This window comes from Novosphingobium sp. FG90 (genome assembly GCF_057808725.1).
Genome location: NZ_JBMDIO010000016.1, coordinates 1 through 17,288, shown reverse-complemented (window position 1 = coordinate 17,288; position 17,288 = coordinate 1). Strand labels below are relative to the sequence as shown.

Here is a 17,288-nt window from a genome sequence, read left to right as displayed (position 1 = left end):
GGCAGGTTTCCCCGAACCGTCCCGTGACAGGCCCGGCCGGGAGGGGATTACGACCGGGCCTGCTCTTTCGACTGCGGGATCAGGCGTCGGCGCCTTGGCAATGGCCTCTTTGCAAAGGGGCGGCGCCGACAGTCTCTGTCTAACGCAATGATGGCTAATGGCAGGTTCACGCACGCCTAGGGATATTTCCTGATCGGCAGGGAAGTTCGGTCAATTCACCAGCGCAGCCTCAATGGCGATGCGGATCGCGTCGGAGGTGTGATTGGCGCCCAGCTTGTTGAGCATGTTGGCGCGGTGGATCTCGACCGTGCGCGGGCTGATCGACAGTTTTTCCCCGATCAGCCGATTGGAAAGGCCGCTGGCCACGCCGCCCAGCACTTCGCGTTCGCGCCGGGTCAGGCGATCGACGCGGGCGCGGGCCATGACTTCGCGCAGCTTGGCATTGCCCAGGCTTTCGGCGCGGGTGATCGCCTTGCCGAGGCTGTCGGTCAGTTCCTCCGGCGAGATGGGCCAGGCGATGTAGTCGATCGCGCCGTCGAGGATGGCCTGGACGATCCGCTGCGCGCCCGGTTCCTCCGAGAAGGCGATGATCGGGAACCATTCGCCGTGATGGGCCATGCTTTCGATCAGGTCGTCGATCGCGCCCGCCTGATCATGGATCAGCACCACGCCCGAGCGCGGCCAAGCCATCGCCAGTTCGGAGATATTCTCGAACGGCTCCACATGGATGCCGCCGCTGGACAACACGTGACTGATGGCCGCGCGGCGGCGCATGTCGCTGTCGATGAGGATCAGGTTGGAAATGATGTCCACGGCGAAACTCCCATGATATTCGGCATTGGGTTTGTGCCTAGGGAGTTATTCGCATTCCGCGCCGCGCGTCGCCTTCGACCTCGTCCGAAACCGAGGCAAACCGGCGGCTAATCGCGGCTAACGCGCGCTTTTCCGTGATATACGCAATGACCGAAACGGGTGCGTTGCACTCAGCCGGCTCGCAGCGCCTGCCCGATTTCGGTGAAGTCGGTGCGCAGCGCGGCGATGGCCTCGGCATCGAAAGCCAGCGCGCTGTCGAGCAGCGTGCGCCGCGCGCCTTCGTAGAGTTGGCCCAGCGCCACCGCCATTCCGTCCGCGCCCGCCACGCCCATCTGTAGCGCGGTGATCGCGGTCAGCGCGCGCGTCATGGAGCGGCTCTTGAGGCAGTTGTCGCCGTTCAGGTCGGCATGGACGGCGGTGCCCAGTGCGCTGACGAGATGCTCGTAGCACAAGTGCACCAGTTCGGCGGGGCCGGCGCCTGCCACGCGCGCGTCGAAATCGACGCGGCGGTAGGCTTCCTGGGGGGAGCAGGGCTTCAGCATCGTCAGCTCGACTTGTTCCACTGGGCGATCTGGTTGGTCAGCATCGAGCCGGTCGACTTGAACGCGCCGATCCGCGATTCGGACGCCGTGTACTGCGCCACCAGCCGTGCGCGCAGCTTTTCCTGCTGCTCGGCAAGGTCGGATTTCTCGGTGGTGAGGCCGGTCTTCTTCTTGGTGTAGCTCGCGATCGAGCTGCCCAGCGAATAGGCGTCGGTGGTCGAGGTGGTGGCGCGGTAGATCTTGTCGATCGTGCCGAACACGCCGTTGACGCCGTTGGTGAACATTGCCGCGACGCCCTTGGGATCGGCGCCTTGCGTGGCCTTCAGGCGGTCGGTGTCGAGCGCGAACGTGCCGTCGCGCTGGATCTTGAGGCCGAGGTCGGACAGCGTCTTCGCCGCACCGGTGACGCCGGGCATGATCGTGGTGCCGCCAAGGCTGGAAAGTGAGCGCTTGAGCGCGCGCGCGCCCGCATCGTTGGCAAGGTCGCCGCCGATGGAGGTCGCGGTGCCCAGCGCCGAGACGACCTCGTTCAGCGCATCGACGAAGTCCTGCATGGACGTGGCGATGGCGCTCGACGGGTCGGAGAAGCCGACGGTGGTGGGGGCGCCGGTGTTGGTGGCGGCCAGCTGCAGCTTCACGCCGGGGATGGCGTCGTTGACGGTGTTGGACTTCGCCGTCATCGACAGCCCGTCGACCTTGAAGGCGGCGTCGCTGGCGGTGTTCATCAGCTGGCCATTTGCCGATCCCGGCGACCACGTCAGCGCGGACAGCCCCGCATCGGCGCTCTCCAGCACGAAGCCGTTGGCGGCTCCTTCCGCGCCCTTGAGCACCAGCTGTGCGCCGTCGACGGTGGTGGTGACATAGGCGCTGACGCCTGCATCCGCGCCGTTGATCGCGCTGGCGACGTCGGCGAGGGTCGCGCCTTGCGGGATGGCGATGTCCACGGCGGCGTGCGCCGTGTCCTGCGCGAAGCTGCTGCCCGATACGGTGCCGAACTTCAGCGTGAGGGTGCCAGAGCCGACCGCGCTGGTGGTCGCGGCGAAGGGCGCGCTGGCAAGCTGCTGGCGGCTGGCGAGCTGCGTGACTTCGAGCGAATAGCTGCCACTCGGCTGGCTGGAGCCGGACAGCGAGGCACTGGCGACGGAGGCATTGGCGACCTGCGGCGTACGCGCAAGGCTGCCCGAACGCACCAGCGCGCCGAGTGAGGTGTCGAGGCCGAGCATCAGCGACTTGATGTTGGAGGCGGCGGAAATCTGCGCGTCGAGCTTGTCGGACTTCGCCGCCAGCCGATCGTTGCGCGAGGCGAACTGGGCCTGCGCGAGATTGTTGGCGAGTGCGGTCATGTCCACCCCGCTGCCTCCGCCGAGCGCGGTCACGAGCGAACTCGTGGTGGTGGCCGAAGTCGTGGAGGAGGTGGTGGTCATGCCTGCTAGAACGGCGGTTTGGGGGAGAGGTTAAGGGCGTGAAGCCTAGGAAACTGACTTCGGATCGAGCCTTCCATCCACATCGAACCGCAGCGTCACCGGCACTGAGACCTCGGGGTTCGGCCGCTTTTCCCCGCGTTTCAGCGCCAGCACGAAGGCCAGCAGCGCCGCCACCGCGACGTAGTGTTCCTCGCGGATCACCTGCCGCTCGCGCGTGGTGTAGAACACCGAGCGGGCCAGCGCGGGGTAGTGCAGCACCGGCACCGCGTATTCGGCGGCGAGGTCGCGGATCGCAAGGGCGGTGTCGCCGCGGCCCTTGGCGACGAGGATCGGTGCGGAAGCCTTCGCTGGATCGTAGGACAGCGCGACGGCGAAGTGCGTGGGGTTGGCGATCACGAACTGCGCCTGCTTCATAGCGGGGACGAGGCCGCCGCTGGCGATTTTGCGCTGGCGTTCCTTGATCGCGGCCTTCTTTTCCGGCGCGCCTTCGGCTTCCTTGGATTCGTCGCGCACGTCCTGCAGGGTCATCATCAGGCGCTTGTTGCGGCGGAACAGCTGGATCGGCAGGTCGATCAGCGCGATCAGGAACAGCCCGGCGGAAAGCCAGAACAGCAGCAGCACGATCGTGTTCCACGCCCACGACAGCTGCGCGAAGACATCGCCGCGCCCCAGCCGCGCGAAGGCGTCGATGCGGCCTTGCGCCCAGACCCAGGCGATGACGCCCAGCAGCGCGACTTTGGCGAGGCCCTTGGCCATCTCGATCCAGCCGGAGGGGCCGAACACCCGCTTCAGCCCCGACATCGGATTGATGCGCGAGCCCTTGGGGGCAAGGTTGCCGCCGAGCCAGCGGCCCTGTCCGAAACTCAGCTGCGCGATGAGCGAGATCGCGACGATGCCGAGCCCCAGCACCGCGATCGGCGGCAGCGCGGCGACCAGCGCGCCGGTCAGCATGGTGCCGGGGGCGAAGTCGTCCAGCGCGGCGCGGTCGAAGGTGAAGCTCTGGCGGATCAGGCGCTCGCACAAGTCGAGCAGCCATGGCCCCGCCAGCAGCAGCCAGGCGCCACCGACCGCCATCGAGGCCGCGATCGCCAGTTCGCGCGGGCGGATGACGTCGCCGCGCTTCGCCGCGTCGCGCAGGCGCTTTTCGCTCGGGGCGAAACTCTTCTCGCCTTCCTGTTCGCTCATTTGGCTTGCTCGCTCACTGAAACAGCTCCTCGGCGTGGTTCAGGGCTTCGGCGGAAAGGCGGGTGACGAGGTCGGTGAGGACGGGGGCGGAGATCATCAGCGCCGCGATCCCGCCCAGTACACCCATCGGCAGGCCCAGCGAGAACAGGTTGAGCGCCGGGGCCGAGCGGCTCAGCACGCCCGCCACCAGCTGCACCACCAGCAGCACCAGCGTCACCGGCAGGGCGATGGCGACGGCGGTGAGGAACATCTGGCTGGCGAACCCGGCGACGAGGTCGAACCGCTCCGGGCCGAGCCATGTCTGGCCAGGCGGGAACACCTCATACGATCGCACCACCAGGGCGAACCACTGCAGGTGCGCGCCCAGCGCGAGGAACACCACGGTCATCACCACCATGAAGTACTGCCCGATCGCCGGGGACTGCGTGCCCGCGACGGGATCGACCACGACCGCCATGTTCATGCCCATGCCGCCGCCGATGATCTCGGCCGCGATGATCGGCGCGGCGAACGACAGCTGCAGGATGAAGCCGAGCGTCAGGCCGACCAGCACTTCGCCCATGACCGAGAGGATGCCCATCGCCGAGAGCATCTGCGCGGGGGCCTGCACCGGCGTCCAGGCGCAGACCAGCACCGCCACGCCGCCTGCGACCATGACGCGCAATTGCGGCGGCACCGTCACCGCGCCGAACAGCGGGGCGGCCACGAGCGCGGCGCCGATGCGGGTCATGACGAAGACGAGGCGCCAGAACTCGGCCTCCAGCGGGCCATAGCCGAAGTCGATGCCGTTCAAGAACCGGCCTGCGTCTGCTGCCCGGTGGCGGCGATCTGGGCGAAGATGTCCTGCGTGTAGTCGGCGATCAGCGTCATCATCGAACTGCCCAGCAGCACGAGGACCAGCGCGATGACGGCCAGCTTGGGCACGAAAGTCAGCGTCTGCTCGTTCACCGAAGTCGCCGCCTGCACCACCCCGATGACGAGGCCCACCGCCAGCGAGGCCAGCAGCACTGGCGCGGCCACCAGCGCGGTCACCCACAGCATCCGGTCGGCGAGGGCGAGGAGGGCGCTTATGTCATCCATGGCGGTGCCTTGCGCGATGGGGCTTCGACAAGCAGCGCCTGACCCTTCGACAAGCTCAGGGTGAGCGGGGGTAGTGTAAACCTCTCAAATCCGCTCAGGCTGAGCTTGTCGAAGCCCCATCGTGAACACCGCAAGCCCATCACCCGAAACTCTGGGCCAGCGAGCCCATCAGCAGCGACCAGCCGTCCACCATCACAAACAGCAGCAGCTTGAAGGGCAGCGAGACCACCATCGGGCTCATCATCGCCATGCCGAGGCTCATCAGCACCGAGGACACCACCAGATCGATCACCAGAAACGGTAGGAACAGCATGAAGCCGATCTGGAACGCGGTCTTGAGTTCGCTGGTGACGAAGGCGGGCAGCAGGATCGAGAACGGCACGTCCGCCGCACTGGCGAACCGCGGGGCTTTCGCCATCTCGGCGAACATCAGCAGGTCGCGCTCGCGGGTCTGGCGGATCATGAAGGCGTGGAAGGCGCGGCCGCCGTTCTGGATGGCGGTCTCGGCATTCATCGTGCCCGCCGAATAGGGCGCGATGGCAGTCTTGTTCACCACCTCCAGAGTCGGCGCCATCACGAACAGCGAGAGGAACATCGACAGCCCGATCAGCACCTGATTGGGCGGCGACTGCTGCAGCCCGATCGCCTGCCGCAGGATCGAGAGCACCACGAGGATGCGGGTGAAGCTGGTCATCATCAGGATCAGGCTGGGCAGGATCGTCAGCAGCCCCATGATGAGGAGCAGCTGCAGCGACATCGTCATGCCGGGGCCGTCGGTGCCGCCCAGCGAGCCGAACGCGCGATCGAGCGCGCCGGGGATGGCGGCGGGGGCTTCCTGCGCGTGGGCGGTGGTGGAGAAGAGAAGCAAAGGCAGAGCGGCGCAGATCCTCCCCCAACGGGGGAGGGGGACCATGCGAAGCATGGTGGAGGGGCACAGGGGGCTAACGCGAGGTCGCGTCATCGGCGCGTGCCCCTCCACCACCCTGCGGGTGGTCCCCCTCCCCGTTCCGGGGAGGACCGTCATTCCACACGCTCCCGCGCCGGCGCTTCGGCCAATCGCGTCAACCCGTTGCGCGACGCAGAAACCAGTATCTCCCTGCCATGGAACTCGATCACCGCCAGCTTCAGTGTGGGCGAAAGCATCGTCGTCTCGACGATCCGGATGCTCTTCGACCCCGCGCCGATCCCCGCACGCGCCTGCACCATCTTCGCAAGGCGCAGGCATCCCCACACCATCGCCGCGATCAGCGGCAGCAGCACCAGCAGCTTGAGCAAATACCACAGCATCAGGCTTCACTTTCGCCCGGCAGCCCCAGCGCGTCGTCGGGCGCGGCGGTTTCCTCCACCCCCAGCATCTCGACGATGCGCAACCCGAAGCGGCCGTTGTGCGAGACGACCTCGCCCTTGGCGATCGGCTTGCCGTTCACCAGCACGTCGAGCAGTTCGTCGGTCATGCGGTCGAGCATGACGAGGCTTTCCGGCCCCAGCGCCAGCACGTCCTTCAGCTTCATCTGTGTCCGGCCCAGCTCGACCGAGAGGCGCACGTCGACGTCGCGAAGGAAATCGAGGCCGCGGGAATGGATGCTCATGTCGTCAATCGTTCCTCAAAAGGCATTCTGGAGCTGGACCGCGACACGGTCCTCGACTTCGCCGACGGTGCCGGCCGCGATGGTGCGCCCGTCGACCCGAAGCGGCACCGCGCGCGCCACCGTCACCGGCAGCACGTCGCCGGGGCGCAGGGCGGAGAGGCGCGAGAAAGGCAGGGTCATGTCCACCAGCACCGCCGTCACCTCGATCGGGAGCGAGGCGAAGGGCTCCTCGTCCGGCCCGGGACGGCGCACGCGGGCGGGCACCCGCCGCTTGCGGCGCGGCGCGACGAGCGCACTGGCGAGCGTGCCGAGCGGGAAGGCGAGCGCGAGCGACCACGCTTCGACCCCGGTTTCCTCCACCTCCAGCACGATCCGCAGCAAGGGTTCGCCGGGGCCGAAGGGGGCAAGCTGCGCCAGCACCGTCTCGCGCCGCAGCGGTATGACGCGGTGGATCTCGTCCCCGCCCATCCCGGCGGAAAGGGCATTGGCGATCGCCTCCTCCATGCGCGCCAGCAGCAGTTCGGCCGAAAGCGGAAAGCGCGTGGGCAGCGGATCGGGCAGCAGTCCGCGCCCGCCGAAGGTGCGGTCGAGCAGGCGCAGCACCGGCGCCGCCTCGAAGCTGGCGAGCAGCGGCAGGCGCTTGGGGCCAAGCCCCATCAACGAGTGCGCGGTGAGACCGGTTTCCTCGGCGATCAGCGCGTCCAGCGTACCCTCGGCCGGGATGCCGATGCGGACCACCGGCGCCTCGCCTCCCGCCACGCGGGCGAGGCCGGAGGGCAGCGTGCGCGCCAGCGTCTCGCCCAGCTGCGTCAGCGGACGCACCATCTCGGCGATCGACGGCCCGGCGCCGAGCAGTTCGGCGGCATGGCGCGCCTTCTTGGGGGAAGCGTTCGCCATCATTGCACGATGAAGTTGCGGAAGTAGACGGCATCGACGCCGCCGAACCCTTCCTTCTGGATCAGCACCTGGTTGATCGCGGCGGTCATGCGCTTTTGCAGGCGGTCCTTGCCCTCGGGCGTCGAGGCATCGTCCTCCGAGGTATCGGCAAGGATGCTGAGCAGCTGCGAGCGGATAGCCAGTTCGTGCTTGGCGAGCCACTGCAGCACCCGCCCGTCGCGCCGGGTGGAGCAGGCAATGCTGGCCTGCACCATCGCGTCTGAACCCTTGAGATTCGAGGTGAAGTCGTCGGTAAAGGTGAAGTAGGCGGTGCGATATTCGTCACCGCCCTCGCTTTCGGCTTCGGGCGCGCCGCCTTCGCCCTCGCCTTCCTTGGCGGGCGGGGCGTAGGGGTCGACTTCGCCCTTCCTGATGAGCTGCGGGCCTTCGGGTTTCTTCTCCTCGGCATGGCCGCCGCCGATGACGCCTGCCGCCATCAGCCCGAACACGCCGCCACCGCCCACCGCCAGCATGGCGACGGCGATGATGATGATGCCCAGCTTGCCTTTCTTCTTCTTAGGCGCCTCGTCATCGCCCTTGGACGGCTTGTCACTCATTCACGAAAATCCCCTGTTGTGGTGGCGGCTCAGGCGTAGACGCCGCCCTGCTGCGGTTCGCCGCGCGGGCGGGGGCCGGAACCGGCGGCCGGGTGCTGGTCCTGCTGGCGGGAGGCATGGCCTTCGCGGCGCTGCTGGCTCCCGTTGTGACCGGTGTTCTGGCTGGCGTTCTGGCCGGAGGCCTCGGCGCGGGCCTGCTGAGCCTGACCGTTCGGATTCTGCTGCTGCGAGGTCGGCGCATCGTGGCGCTGCTGGTCGGCATTGCCGCCCGCTGCGCCGCTCGCCCCACTGGCCGCCACCACGGCGGCCGCAGCCTGAACGGAGGGCGCGAAGTCCGCGTCGCGGCTGGAGAGCGTCACCGACAGGCCGCTCTCGTCCTGCCCCAGCTGCATCGCGACGCGGCCGAACTCGGCATGCTCGAAGGCGGTGCGCACGACATGCGGCGCTGCCGCCTCGCGCGCGTCGGCCAGACGCGAGACGAGGGTGTCGAAGTCATGCGGCGTTTCGGTGGGAGCCGCAGGTGCGGACACGGCCGCGTCTGGGGTAGCGGGGGCAAGGTCCGCCGTAAGCGGCTGGCCGGTGGCCGGGCGCGCTGCCGTCTCAACGGGGCGGGCAGCGGGCTTGTCGGCCTCGGCCTGCGTGCGCGTTTCGGTTTCGCCCGATTCCTCCGGGGCGATGGCGGAAGGTGCCGCGTCTGAGCGTTCCGCGCGCGTGATCGAAGTCGCGATCGCGGCGGCAGTCGGCACAGCGGTAGGGGCGGCAGACGTGGCGTTGGTCGGAAGCGGGGTTGCTGGCTCGCCCTGCGGGTCGGCAATAGCCTGTCGTGCAAGCGGATCGCGCGCGGCGACCTGCGGCTGCGAAGCGAGGCTCGGCGCTGCCGGTTGGTCTGCCTCGGCAGCCACGACGGCTGCATTCACGATCGGGCGCGCGCTCGGCGCGGAAGGTTCGGCATCGCTCTGAGGGACGATCGGCAGCGCGGCACGATCGGGCATCACGGGGAGCACCGCGTCGGCCACAGGCAGGGCTTCGGGCACCGGTCCGGCTGCCGAACCAGCCGCTACCGGGATCGGCCTTGCGGGAGCGCGCACGATTTCGATCGGCTCGAACCGGATGGCGCGCACTTCGGCGGGGATCACGATGGCAGCGGCGGGACGCGAAGTCACCGGCGTTGCTGCGTCCTGTGTCGGAGCGGCTGCGGGGCGAGGAGCCGACGCTTCTGGCACCGGCGGAGCAGCACCCGCAATCGGCGCCGGGATCGGAAGATCCACACCGACCTTCGCCGCTACCCCGCCATCGCCCGGCTGACTGACTGGAGCTGCATTGGCCTGCGATGCGTCGGACGCTGCGGTCTCGTCCTTGGCTTTGGCTGGCCGGGCCTCGGTGGCCGGCGGCAACAACTTGCCGGTGGGCTTGCCGCTCTTGCCGTCCGACTTCACGACCGGCAATGCCTCCACGTCGGCCTTCGGCATGGGAGCGTCGGCGGTGATCGCCGCCTTTGCGAGAGTCGGCGGCGCTTTCAGAGCGGATCCGCCAGCCTTTGCAGGAAAGGGCATCGGCACGGCAGCGGCCGCAGGCGCGCTTTGCTCGGCGGGCTTCGCAAGCGCGGCAAGATCCGCCGTCAGGGCAATCGGCGAGGTGGCGGCCGCAGGCGTAGCGGAGTTGGCCGAAATCATCGGATTTCCGGGCGTCACGGGCAAGGAAATCGTTGGCGCTTGTGATGCAGCACCAGCCTGCCTGACCAGTGCTGCGAGGCCGTCCTGCGCGCCTTTTACCGCTTCGGACAAGGGCGCGGCAGCCTTCTGCTCCGCCACCGGGAGCGCCGCGACCATCGGCATGGCAGCGCCCTCCGCCGGCAATGCCGCAACCGCAGGCGCCGCGCCCAGCAGGGCGGCGAAGTCGCCGCCTGCCGCAGAGGCGGCAGGGGCTCCGCTCGCCGGAGGCAGGGCGGCGGTGAGGGAAGGGGCGGTGCTCTGGATCATGCGGCTCGGGGTCCTGCTGGAAGGCGGTTCGGCAAAAGGTTAATCAAGTTCCGTGCCATTCTTGCGCTTGCCGCCCAGCGCGGGCACTTGCGCCTTGCTGGCGACCACGCGGGCCTGTGCGGCGGCGCGGTCCTCAATGGCGGCGCGGCGGCGTTCGGCTTCGACGAGGGCCTGCTGCTTGGCGTCGGCGATCGAGCGGGCGCGCAAGGTTTCGCCGTCGGTGGTGCTGGTGATCGTGCGCAGTCCGCTGACGAAGCGCCCCACCTGATGCAGCGCCGCGCCGTCGGGCGCATCGCGGCGCGCGGCGTAGGTGGCGGCGAGGGCGCGGGTGCGCTCGGCGAGGTTCTGAAGCTGCGCCAGCGTGCTCTCGGCCTGCGCGGCTTCGGTGGCGGCGGTCTGCTTGGCGATCGCGCGCAGCTTCTCTAGCCGGTTCAGGCGCGCGAGTTTCTTGCGCTCGGCGGTCATCCCATCAGCCCCGCAAGCTGCGCGGCGCTCTGTTGCAGCGTCACGACTTCGCCCTGCGGCTGGCACAGGAACCCGGTGAGTGCGCCGTGCATGGCGATGGCGCGGTCTAGCTGGGCGTCGGCGCCCTGCCGGTATGCGCCCATCAGCACGAGGTCGCGGTTGGCCTCGTAGCTGGCGGTCAGCGCGCGGAAGGTGCGCGCGGCCTGCTGGTGCTCTCGCGGGACGATGTCGTTCATCACGCGGCTGAGCGATGCGGCGATGTCGATCGCGGGATACTGCCCGCGCTGCGCCAGATCGCGCGAGAGCACGACATGCCCGTCGAGGATCGAGCGGGCGGTGTCCACCACCGGGTCGTCCTGGTTGTCGCCGTCCGCCAGCACCGTGTAGAGCCCGGTGATCGCGCCGCCGCTGGCCGCCGAATTGCCCGCGCGCTCGACCAGCTTGGTGATCGTGGCGAGGGCGGAAGGGGGGTAGCCGCGCGCGGCGCCGGGTTCGCCCAGCAAGAGGCCGATCTCGCGCCCGGCATGGGCGACGCGGGTGAGGCTGTCGAGGATCAGCAGGACGTTGCGGCCCTGTGCGCGGAAGTGCTCGGCCATGGATGTGGCGAGCATCGCGCCGCGCAGGCGCAGGTTGGGGGCGTGGTCGGCGGGGACGGCGACGATGACGGTCTTGTGCCGCTTGGCGTCGTGCATGTGCCGCTCGACGAAATCCGAGACTTCGCGCGCGCGCTCGCCGATCAGGCCGACGACTATGATCTCGGCGCTGGCGCCGTGTGCGATCATGTCGATCAGGACCGACTTGCCGACGCCCGATCCGGCCATCACGCCGATGCGCTGGCCGATCCCGAAGGTGGTCATCGCGTTCAGGGCGCGCACGCCGGTGTCGAAGGGGCGGCGCACCGGGCTGCGGTCGAGCGCGGAGGTGCGCACGCCGCCCGAGGGCCACTCGAGGCGGGTGTGGATGGGCAGGCCCCCGTCGATCGGCAGCCCCTCGCCATCGACCGCGCGGCCGAGGAACGCCTCGCCCACCGGGAGCATCCCGGGGTGGCCCTCGGGCACCACGCGGGCGCCGGGGCGCAACAGGATGGTGTCGCCCAGGAGCATCATCATCGTGCGGCCATTGCGGAAGCCGATCACCTCGGCGGTGAGGGTGGAGCGGCCGTTGAACACCTTGCACAGCGCGCCGACCGGGATCGAAAGGCCGCTGACCTCCAGCAGCCCGCCGTCGCAGGCGGTGACGATGCCGAACCGGCGCGGGCCGAGTTCTGCGGGGGCGGCGGCGAAGTCGGCGAGGATCCGGGCGTAGCTCATGGCGTCATCCCGGACTTGATCCGGGATCGCTGGCTGCCTTTAGATGCGAACTTGCGGCGCGCGCAGCAAAGTGGGCTGTTCACGGCCAGCGGTCCCGGATCAAGTCCGGGATGACGAGGGTGTGAGCGCGGCTCCGTCACGCCTGATGCAGCGCTTCGGCGATGGCTAAGCGCCATGCCGCCGGACCGTCCTCTACGCCGCCAGTCGCGGTTTCGACGCGCACGGTGCCGCGTTCCAGCGAGGGGTCGCCCTGCACCGTCCAGTCAGCCTGAAGGCGAGCGGAAACGAGGTCGATGTCGGCCGGATGGAGCCGCACCACCCGCTCGTCGTCGGCGCGCGCCAGCATCGAGACGGCGCGGGTGATGCGGTTCATCAGCGCCACTTCGTCCAGCGCCAGAGGGCCGAGCGCCGCCTCGCACAAGGCCGCGACGGTATCGCGCAGGCGCAGGCGCAAGTCCTCGGCCATCGCCGCGTCGAGGCGCGTGAACGACAGCGCCAGTTCCTCGCGCGCGCGGTCGTCCGCCAGCAGGCGCGCGGCGGCTTCGGCGGTGGCTGCGGCGTGGCCTTCGGCATAGCCGCGCCCGTAGGTCTCGGCAAGGATGTCGGGCGCATCGACCGCCAGTTCGTGATGCGGCGCGATCATTTCGGGCAGCCCGCAAAGCCGCGCATTCGGGCGGAACGCGGGCGCCTGTCCCAGCGCCTCGGCCAGCGACAGCTTCGGGCGCGGGATGCCCATGGTGAAGCCCATGTCAGACATAGTCGTCGTCTCCCGAGGAGCCGAACACGATCGTCCCGTCCGCCGCCAGCTTGCGGGCGACGGCGACGATGGCCTTCTGCGCGGTGACGACGTCGGCCAGCTTCACCCGGCCGCGCGCGGCGATCTCGTCGCGCACGCCATCGGCGGCGCGGCTCGACATGGCGCGGAAGAAGACCTCGCGCTCGTCCTCGGAGATGCCCTTCAGTGCATCGATCAGCTGTTCGTTGGGCACGTCGCGCAGCAGGGCACCCATCGCCTGCGGGTCGAGCACGAAGAGGTGTTCGAACTTGAACATCTCCTCCTCGATCTGGCGGGCGAGCAGCTTGTCGCGCTTGGTCAGCGCGCCCATGACGTGCTTTTCCGCGACCTTGCCGATGGAGTTGATGATCTGCGCCGCCTCGCGCGCACCGCCCATCTGCAGCGGGCGCTCGCCGTGGGCCTCGGAAATCCGGCGCGAGAGCACTTCCTCCAGCATCTCCAGCGCATGCGGCGCGACGGGGCCGAGGGTGGCGATGCGGTGGACGATCTCGGGCTGAACCTCGGGCGGCAGCCCGTGCATCACGGCGGCGGCGACTTCGGGGTCGAGCTGGATCAACAGCACCGCGATGGCCTGTGGATGCTCGCCCCGGACCAGCGGGATCAGCGCATCGGGGGTCAGCCAGCGTGCCAGTTCGAGCGAGGACGTCTGCCCCGGCGCGGCAGGCACGATGCGGCGCATCATGTTCTCGGTCTTCACCTCGCCCAGCGCGCGGTGCATCATGGTGCGGACCTGGCCGACGCGGTCATGGACGACGAGGCCCATCTTCTCGGTCTTCTCGACGAAGCCGGTGATGGCGCTGGCGATCACGTCGGGGCCGATCTCGCCGAGCTGCACCATCTTTTCGCCGAGCAGGCGCAGTTCATGCGGCTCCAGCGCCGAGAGGATGTGCGTGGTCTGATCCTCGTCGAGCAGCATCATCATGACCGCCGCGTTGTCGACGGGGGCCAGTTTGGCGATTTCGGTCATCAGGCGGCTTTCTGGTCGTCAGGCGGGCTGAGCATCTGGCGAAGGACGAGGACGGCGCTGTCGGGCTTCTCGGCGACGAGGCGCTGGGCGATCTCCAGCTGACGGGCGAGCAGTTCGGCGCGGCTGATTTCGACGGCGACGCCCTCGACGTTGCCGATCTCGGGGCGTGCGGTGAGGGCGGCGGTAGTGTTGGGCAGACTGTCGTCGAGCTGGACGTCGCCCTTCCTGCCCTTCTTCGCCGGCTTGCCGCCGCGCATCGCGGTTATCATCGGCCGCACGCCGAGCAGCAGCACCAGCAGCACCGCAAGCACCGCCGCACCGTTGCGCACAATCATCGCGAACCAGTCCGTTTCGTAGAACGGCGTCGCCTCGACCGCGACCGGGCTGAACGCGCGGGTGACGATCTTCACCGTATCGCCGCGCGCGGGATCGGCGCCGACCGCCGCGCTGACGAGCGCCTGCAGGTCCTGGATTTCCTGAGGTTTCGCGCCCTTCATCGCGTCGGCGCTGATGGCGACGGCGACGGTTAGGCGCTTGATGTTGCCGGGGCCGGTTTCCGATACCGAGACCTGACGGCCCAGCTCATAGGTGCGGCTGGACGAGCTTTCGCCGTTCTGCGGGGCGGCGGCGTTCGGCGCGGTCGTGGGCGTACCCTGCGGCGCGCCGGGGACGGCCTGCGTCTGCGGCGGCGGGGTGTTGGAGAGGACGCCCGGCACGCCGCCCGCCTGTCCCGGCCCGGTGGTCTGTGACTGCTGCTGCTGTTCGGAGCGGACGACGCCGTCCTTGTCGTAGCTTTCGCGCGCGGCGGTGACCTGATCCATGTTCAGTTCCACCTGCGTCTCGGTGGTGAACTTGCCGTCGCCCAGCATTGGCGTGAGCAGCGCCGACACCTGTTCGCGCAGCTTGGCTTCGAGCCGCGACTGCATGTCGAGGCGCTGGTTGTCGCCGTTGTTGCCGCTTTCGGAGAGCAGCTGGCCGTGCTGGTCCACCACCCGCACCGCGTCGGGCGAAAGCCCCGGCACCGATCCGGCGACGAGGTTGACGATCGCGCCGACCTGGCTCTGGCTGAGGCTGCGGCCCGAACGCAGCCGCACCATCACCGAAGCCGTGGGCGCCACATTGTCGCGCACGAAGACCGAGCGTTCGGCCTCCGCCAGATGGACGCGCACGGCTTCCACCCCGTCGATCTGGCCGATCGTCAACTGCAGGTCGTGCTCGCGCGCGGAGCGCAGGCGCTCGCCCTCAAGGGTGCGGCTGGCGCCCATCGGCAGCTTGTCGAGCATCGCGTCGCCGCTCTCGGGCGTGGAGAGCGCGCCGTCCTGCGCCACCAGCATGCGGGCCTTGTAGTAGTCGGCCTCGGACACGGTGAGGGCGCCGGTCTGGTTGTCGATGCGGTACTTGATCTGCGCGCCGTCGAGTGCTTCGGCCACGCCCGCACGTTCGGAATCGTCGAGCTGGGCGTAGAGCACGCGCTGCGGCGTCGGGGCCATCAGGCTCCATGTCAGCGCCGCGCCGCCGATCGCGGAGAGGCCGATGAACACCGGCATCATCTTCTTGACGGCAGGCTGCTGGGTGATCGCGGAAAGCCGCGTCAGGACACTGCCGCCGCCGGAGAACGCTGACGCAGGACCGCCTGCGGGGACGAGATCGGCCATCTATCAGACCCCCATCCGCATGATGTCCTGATAGGCGGACAGCAGCTTGTTGCGGACCTGAAGCGTGGCCTCGAAAGCGACGCCCGCCTCCTGCCGCGCCAGCATGACCTTGGCGACGTCGGTGACTTCGCCCTTTTCGTAGGCGGTGGAGAGCGCTTCGGACTTCTGCTGCACGGCGCTGACGCCGTTCAAGGCGCTCTGGAGCGAAGAGGCGAAACCACCCGCCGGGGTTTCGGTGGCAGAGGGCTGGTTCGCCGCCTGCGCGGTGTGAATTTCGCGCAGCAGGTCGTTGCGGGAGATGATCTGCTGGCGCAGCGCGAGGATCTGCTGGATGCCGCCGCCTGCACCGATGCTCGGAAGGCTGTTCATCGGCCGCCTCCGAAGGCGCGGTGGCCGATCTCGATGCCCGCCTCACGCATGGATGCGAGGCGGTAGCGCAAGGTGCGCTCCGAAATGCCGAGTTCGCGGGCCGCGCGCAGGCGGTTGCCGCCGCAGGCGTCGAGCACTTCGACGATGTGGCGGGCCTCGGAATGCTGGACGATACTGGAGAGCTTGCGGGTGCCTTCATCTACCTCGGGCACCATGCCCGCACCGCCGTGCGCCACCGCCAGCCCGCCGATCGCGAGATGGCTGACCAGTCGCGCCGGGCTGTCGAAGACGATGTGCTCGGGCGCGATCGTCGCGCTGCCGTGGGCGAGGAGCAGGGCGCGGCGAACCACGTTCTCCAACTCGCGCACGTTGCCCGGCCACGAATGCAGCTTGAGCATCGCCAGCGCGCCCTCGGTGAAGCACGGCGTCGCGACCGCTGAGTGGCGCAGCGCCAGCGCGAAGGCGAGCGGGGCGACGTCGTCCGCGCGTTCACGCAAGGGCCGCAGCGCCAGCGGGAAGACGTTGAGGCGGTAATAGAGGTCGGCGCGGAAGCGGCCTTCGGCGACTTCGGCGGGCAGGTCGCGGTTGGCGCAGGCGATGATCCGCACGTCCACCTTGATCGCCTTCGTTGAACCGATCGGCACCACTTCCTGCTCCTGCAGCGCGCGCAGCAGCTTGGCCTGCAGTTGCAGCGGCAGTTCGGCGATCTCGTCGAGCAGGAGGGTGCCGCCATCGGCCGCGCGCATGAAGCCCTCGCTGGCAGAGGTCGCGCCGGTGAAGGCGCCCTTCTGGTGGCCGAGAAGCATGGCCTCCAGCATCGTCTCGGGCATGGCGGCGCAGTTGACCGCGATGAACGGGCCATTCCTGCGGTTGGACCGGGTGTGGATGAAGCGGCTGAGCACTTCCTTGCCGGTGCCGGTCGGCCCGTTGATGAGGACGGGAATGTCGCTGACCGCCAGCCGCTCGGCCAGCGCGAAGACCGAAAGGCTCTCCGGATCGGCGGCGATCGGGTCTTCCGGCCCTGCCATCGCGGCCAGGATCATCGCCAGCGAAGCCTCGCTGACCGGGTCGGTGTACGTGACGGCGATGTGGCTCGCACCTTCACGTACGATCGCAGGCGTGCTGCCGCGCGAAAGGGTTACACGGCGGCTGCGGGGTTTGCTGGCCGAATGATCCGCCACATCGCGAAAATCGATTGCAGCGGTGTCGAAAAGAGAGGCGGCGATGGCGCTCGCACGCTGCATCAGCGGGCCGTGCAGACGAGCTAAGTCGTTGGTGCCGAGATCGGTGGTGTTCGCCAGTCCGGTCATGTCGCGCTCCTTCGAAATTAACCGTGTTCCGAAGGCGCTTATGACGGGGGACGGCAAAAAGAGCGGTAATTTAAGGGGGCGTAGGTTTGCGTACAGGGCTCTCCCTTAGTTGCCGGAAACCCGCAGAGTACCGGGCTTCCGAAGACCACCGCATGATGTAATCCGGCCTGCCCGCCATGGTGTCGGTAATAATTCTTTACGCGCGGACGGCCGGGCCTGCGCATGCCGAATCGGCGGGGATCGATTTCTGCCTAACCCCCACTCGTCATTGCGAGCGCAGCGAAGCAATCCAGCGCGGCCTCATACCGCCC

The 17,288-nt window shown here is 68.7% G+C and carries 19 protein-coding genes; all 19 read right to left on the bottom strand.

The window, feature by feature from the left end; translation table 11 throughout:
- Window positions 1–210 precede the first annotated feature (210 nt).
- The 19 genes from ACODRZ_RS14925 to ACODRZ_RS14835 all read right to left on the bottom strand — a co-directional run bounded on the left by ACODRZ_RS14925 (window position 211) and on the right by ACODRZ_RS14835 (window position 16,977).
- Window positions 211–813 (bottom strand): response regulator transcription factor, encoded by a 603-nt coding sequence (locus ACODRZ_RS14925; RefSeq protein WP_488971631.1) that lies wholly within the window; start codon window positions 811–813, stop codon window positions 211–213.
- Window positions 814–983: 170 nt separating this feature from the next.
- Entirely contained in the window at window positions 984–1,376 is a 393-nt protein-coding gene (locus ACODRZ_RS14920) for a flagellar export chaperone FliS (RefSeq protein WP_488971630.1), read from the bottom strand.
- Window positions 1,358–2,779 (bottom strand): flagellar filament capping protein FliD, encoded by a 1,422-nt coding sequence (gene fliD, locus ACODRZ_RS14915; protein ID WP_488971629.1) that lies wholly within the window; start codon window positions 2,777–2,779, stop codon window positions 1,358–1,360. Before fliD ends, ACODRZ_RS14920 begins: the two co-directional genes overlap by 19 nt.
- 45 nt (window positions 2,780–2,824) lie before the next feature.
- Window positions 2,825–3,964 carry an EscU/YscU/HrcU family type III secretion system export apparatus switch protein gene (locus tag ACODRZ_RS14910; RefSeq protein WP_488971628.1) on the bottom strand — a complete coding sequence of 380 codons (1,140 nt, stop codon included), beginning with the start codon at window positions 3,962–3,964 and terminating at the stop codon, window positions 2,825–2,827.
- Between the two features lie 13 nt (window positions 3,965–3,977).
- Window positions 3,978–4,757, bottom strand: coding sequence for a flagellar biosynthetic protein FliR (gene fliR / locus ACODRZ_RS14905; protein WP_488971627.1), 780 nt, complete (start codon window positions 4,755–4,757; stop codon window positions 3,978–3,980).
- Complete coding sequence (locus tag ACODRZ_RS14900) at window positions 4,754–5,044, bottom strand: flagellar biosynthetic protein FliQ (protein WP_488971626.1); 291 nt, start codon at window positions 5,042–5,044, stop codon at window positions 4,754–4,756. The genes fliR and ACODRZ_RS14900 overlap by 4 nt, the downstream gene beginning before the upstream one ends.
- A gap of 139 nt (window positions 5,045–5,183) precedes the next feature.
- A complete protein-coding gene (gene fliP, locus ACODRZ_RS14895) occupies window positions 5,184–5,957 on the bottom strand; it encodes a flagellar type III secretion system pore protein FliP (RefSeq protein ID WP_488971625.1) in 774 nt (257 codons plus the stop codon).
- A 107-nt stretch (window positions 5,958–6,064) separates the two neighbouring features.
- Window positions 6,065–6,331 carry a flagellar biosynthetic protein FliO gene (locus ACODRZ_RS14890; protein ID WP_488971624.1) on the bottom strand — a complete coding sequence of 89 codons (267 nt, stop codon included), beginning with the start codon at window positions 6,329–6,331 and terminating at the stop codon, window positions 6,065–6,067.
- On the bottom strand, window positions 6,331–6,633 hold the full coding sequence (gene fliN, locus ACODRZ_RS14885; RefSeq protein ID WP_488971623.1) for a flagellar motor switch protein FliN: 303 nt from the start codon (window positions 6,631–6,633) through the stop codon (window positions 6,331–6,333). Before fliN ends, ACODRZ_RS14890 begins: the two co-directional genes overlap by 1 nt.
- Before the next feature lie 15 nt (window positions 6,634–6,648).
- The gene (locus tag ACODRZ_RS14880; RefSeq protein WP_488971622.1) at window positions 6,649–7,530 is read right to left on the bottom strand and encodes a FliM/FliN family flagellar motor switch protein; all 882 of its coding nucleotides are present in this window, start codon (window positions 7,528–7,530) and stop codon (window positions 6,649–6,651) included.
- Window positions 7,530–8,126: a flagellar basal body-associated FliL family protein gene (locus ACODRZ_RS14875; RefSeq protein ID WP_488971621.1), complete on the bottom strand. Its 597-nt coding sequence runs from the start codon at window positions 8,124–8,126 to the stop codon at window positions 7,530–7,532. The genes ACODRZ_RS14880 and ACODRZ_RS14875 overlap by 1 nt, the downstream gene beginning before the upstream one ends.
- 29 nt (window positions 8,127–8,155) lie before the next feature.
- A complete protein-coding gene (locus tag ACODRZ_RS14870) occupies window positions 8,156–10,105 on the bottom strand; it encodes a hypothetical protein (protein ID WP_488971620.1) in 1,950 nt (649 codons plus the stop codon).
- 39 nt (window positions 10,106–10,144) lie between these two features.
- A complete protein-coding gene (locus ACODRZ_RS14865) occupies window positions 10,145–10,570 on the bottom strand; it encodes a hypothetical protein (protein ID WP_488971619.1) in 426 nt (141 codons plus the stop codon).
- Entirely contained in the window at window positions 10,567–11,880 is a 1,314-nt protein-coding gene (locus ACODRZ_RS14860; RefSeq protein WP_488971618.1) for a FliI/YscN family ATPase, read from the bottom strand. The genes ACODRZ_RS14865 and ACODRZ_RS14860 overlap by 4 nt, the downstream gene beginning before the upstream one ends.
- 136 nt (window positions 11,881–12,016) lie before the next feature.
- Complete coding sequence (locus ACODRZ_RS14855; RefSeq protein WP_488971617.1) at window positions 12,017–12,637, bottom strand: FliH/SctL family protein; 621 nt, start codon at window positions 12,635–12,637, stop codon at window positions 12,017–12,019.
- Window positions 12,630–13,643 (bottom strand): flagellar motor switch protein FliG, encoded by a 1,014-nt coding sequence (fliG, locus tag ACODRZ_RS14850; protein ID WP_488971616.1) that lies wholly within the window; start codon window positions 13,641–13,643, stop codon window positions 12,630–12,632. The genes ACODRZ_RS14855 and fliG overlap by 8 nt, the downstream gene beginning before the upstream one ends.
- Window positions 13,643–15,298 (bottom strand): flagellar basal-body MS-ring/collar protein FliF, encoded by a 1,656-nt coding sequence (gene fliF, locus ACODRZ_RS14845; RefSeq protein WP_488971615.1) that lies wholly within the window; start codon window positions 15,296–15,298, stop codon window positions 13,643–13,645. Before fliF ends, fliG begins: the two co-directional genes overlap by 1 nt.
- 3 nt (window positions 15,299–15,301) lie before the next feature.
- A complete protein-coding gene (gene fliE, locus ACODRZ_RS14840; protein WP_488971614.1) occupies window positions 15,302–15,667 on the bottom strand; it encodes a flagellar hook-basal body complex protein FliE in 366 nt (121 codons plus the stop codon).
- Window positions 15,664–16,977 (bottom strand): sigma-54 interaction domain-containing protein, encoded by a 1,314-nt coding sequence (locus ACODRZ_RS14835; RefSeq protein WP_488971613.1) that lies wholly within the window; start codon window positions 16,975–16,977, stop codon window positions 15,664–15,666. The genes fliE and ACODRZ_RS14835 overlap by 4 nt, the downstream gene beginning before the upstream one ends.
- Between the last annotated feature and the right edge of the window lie 311 nt (window positions 16,978–17,288).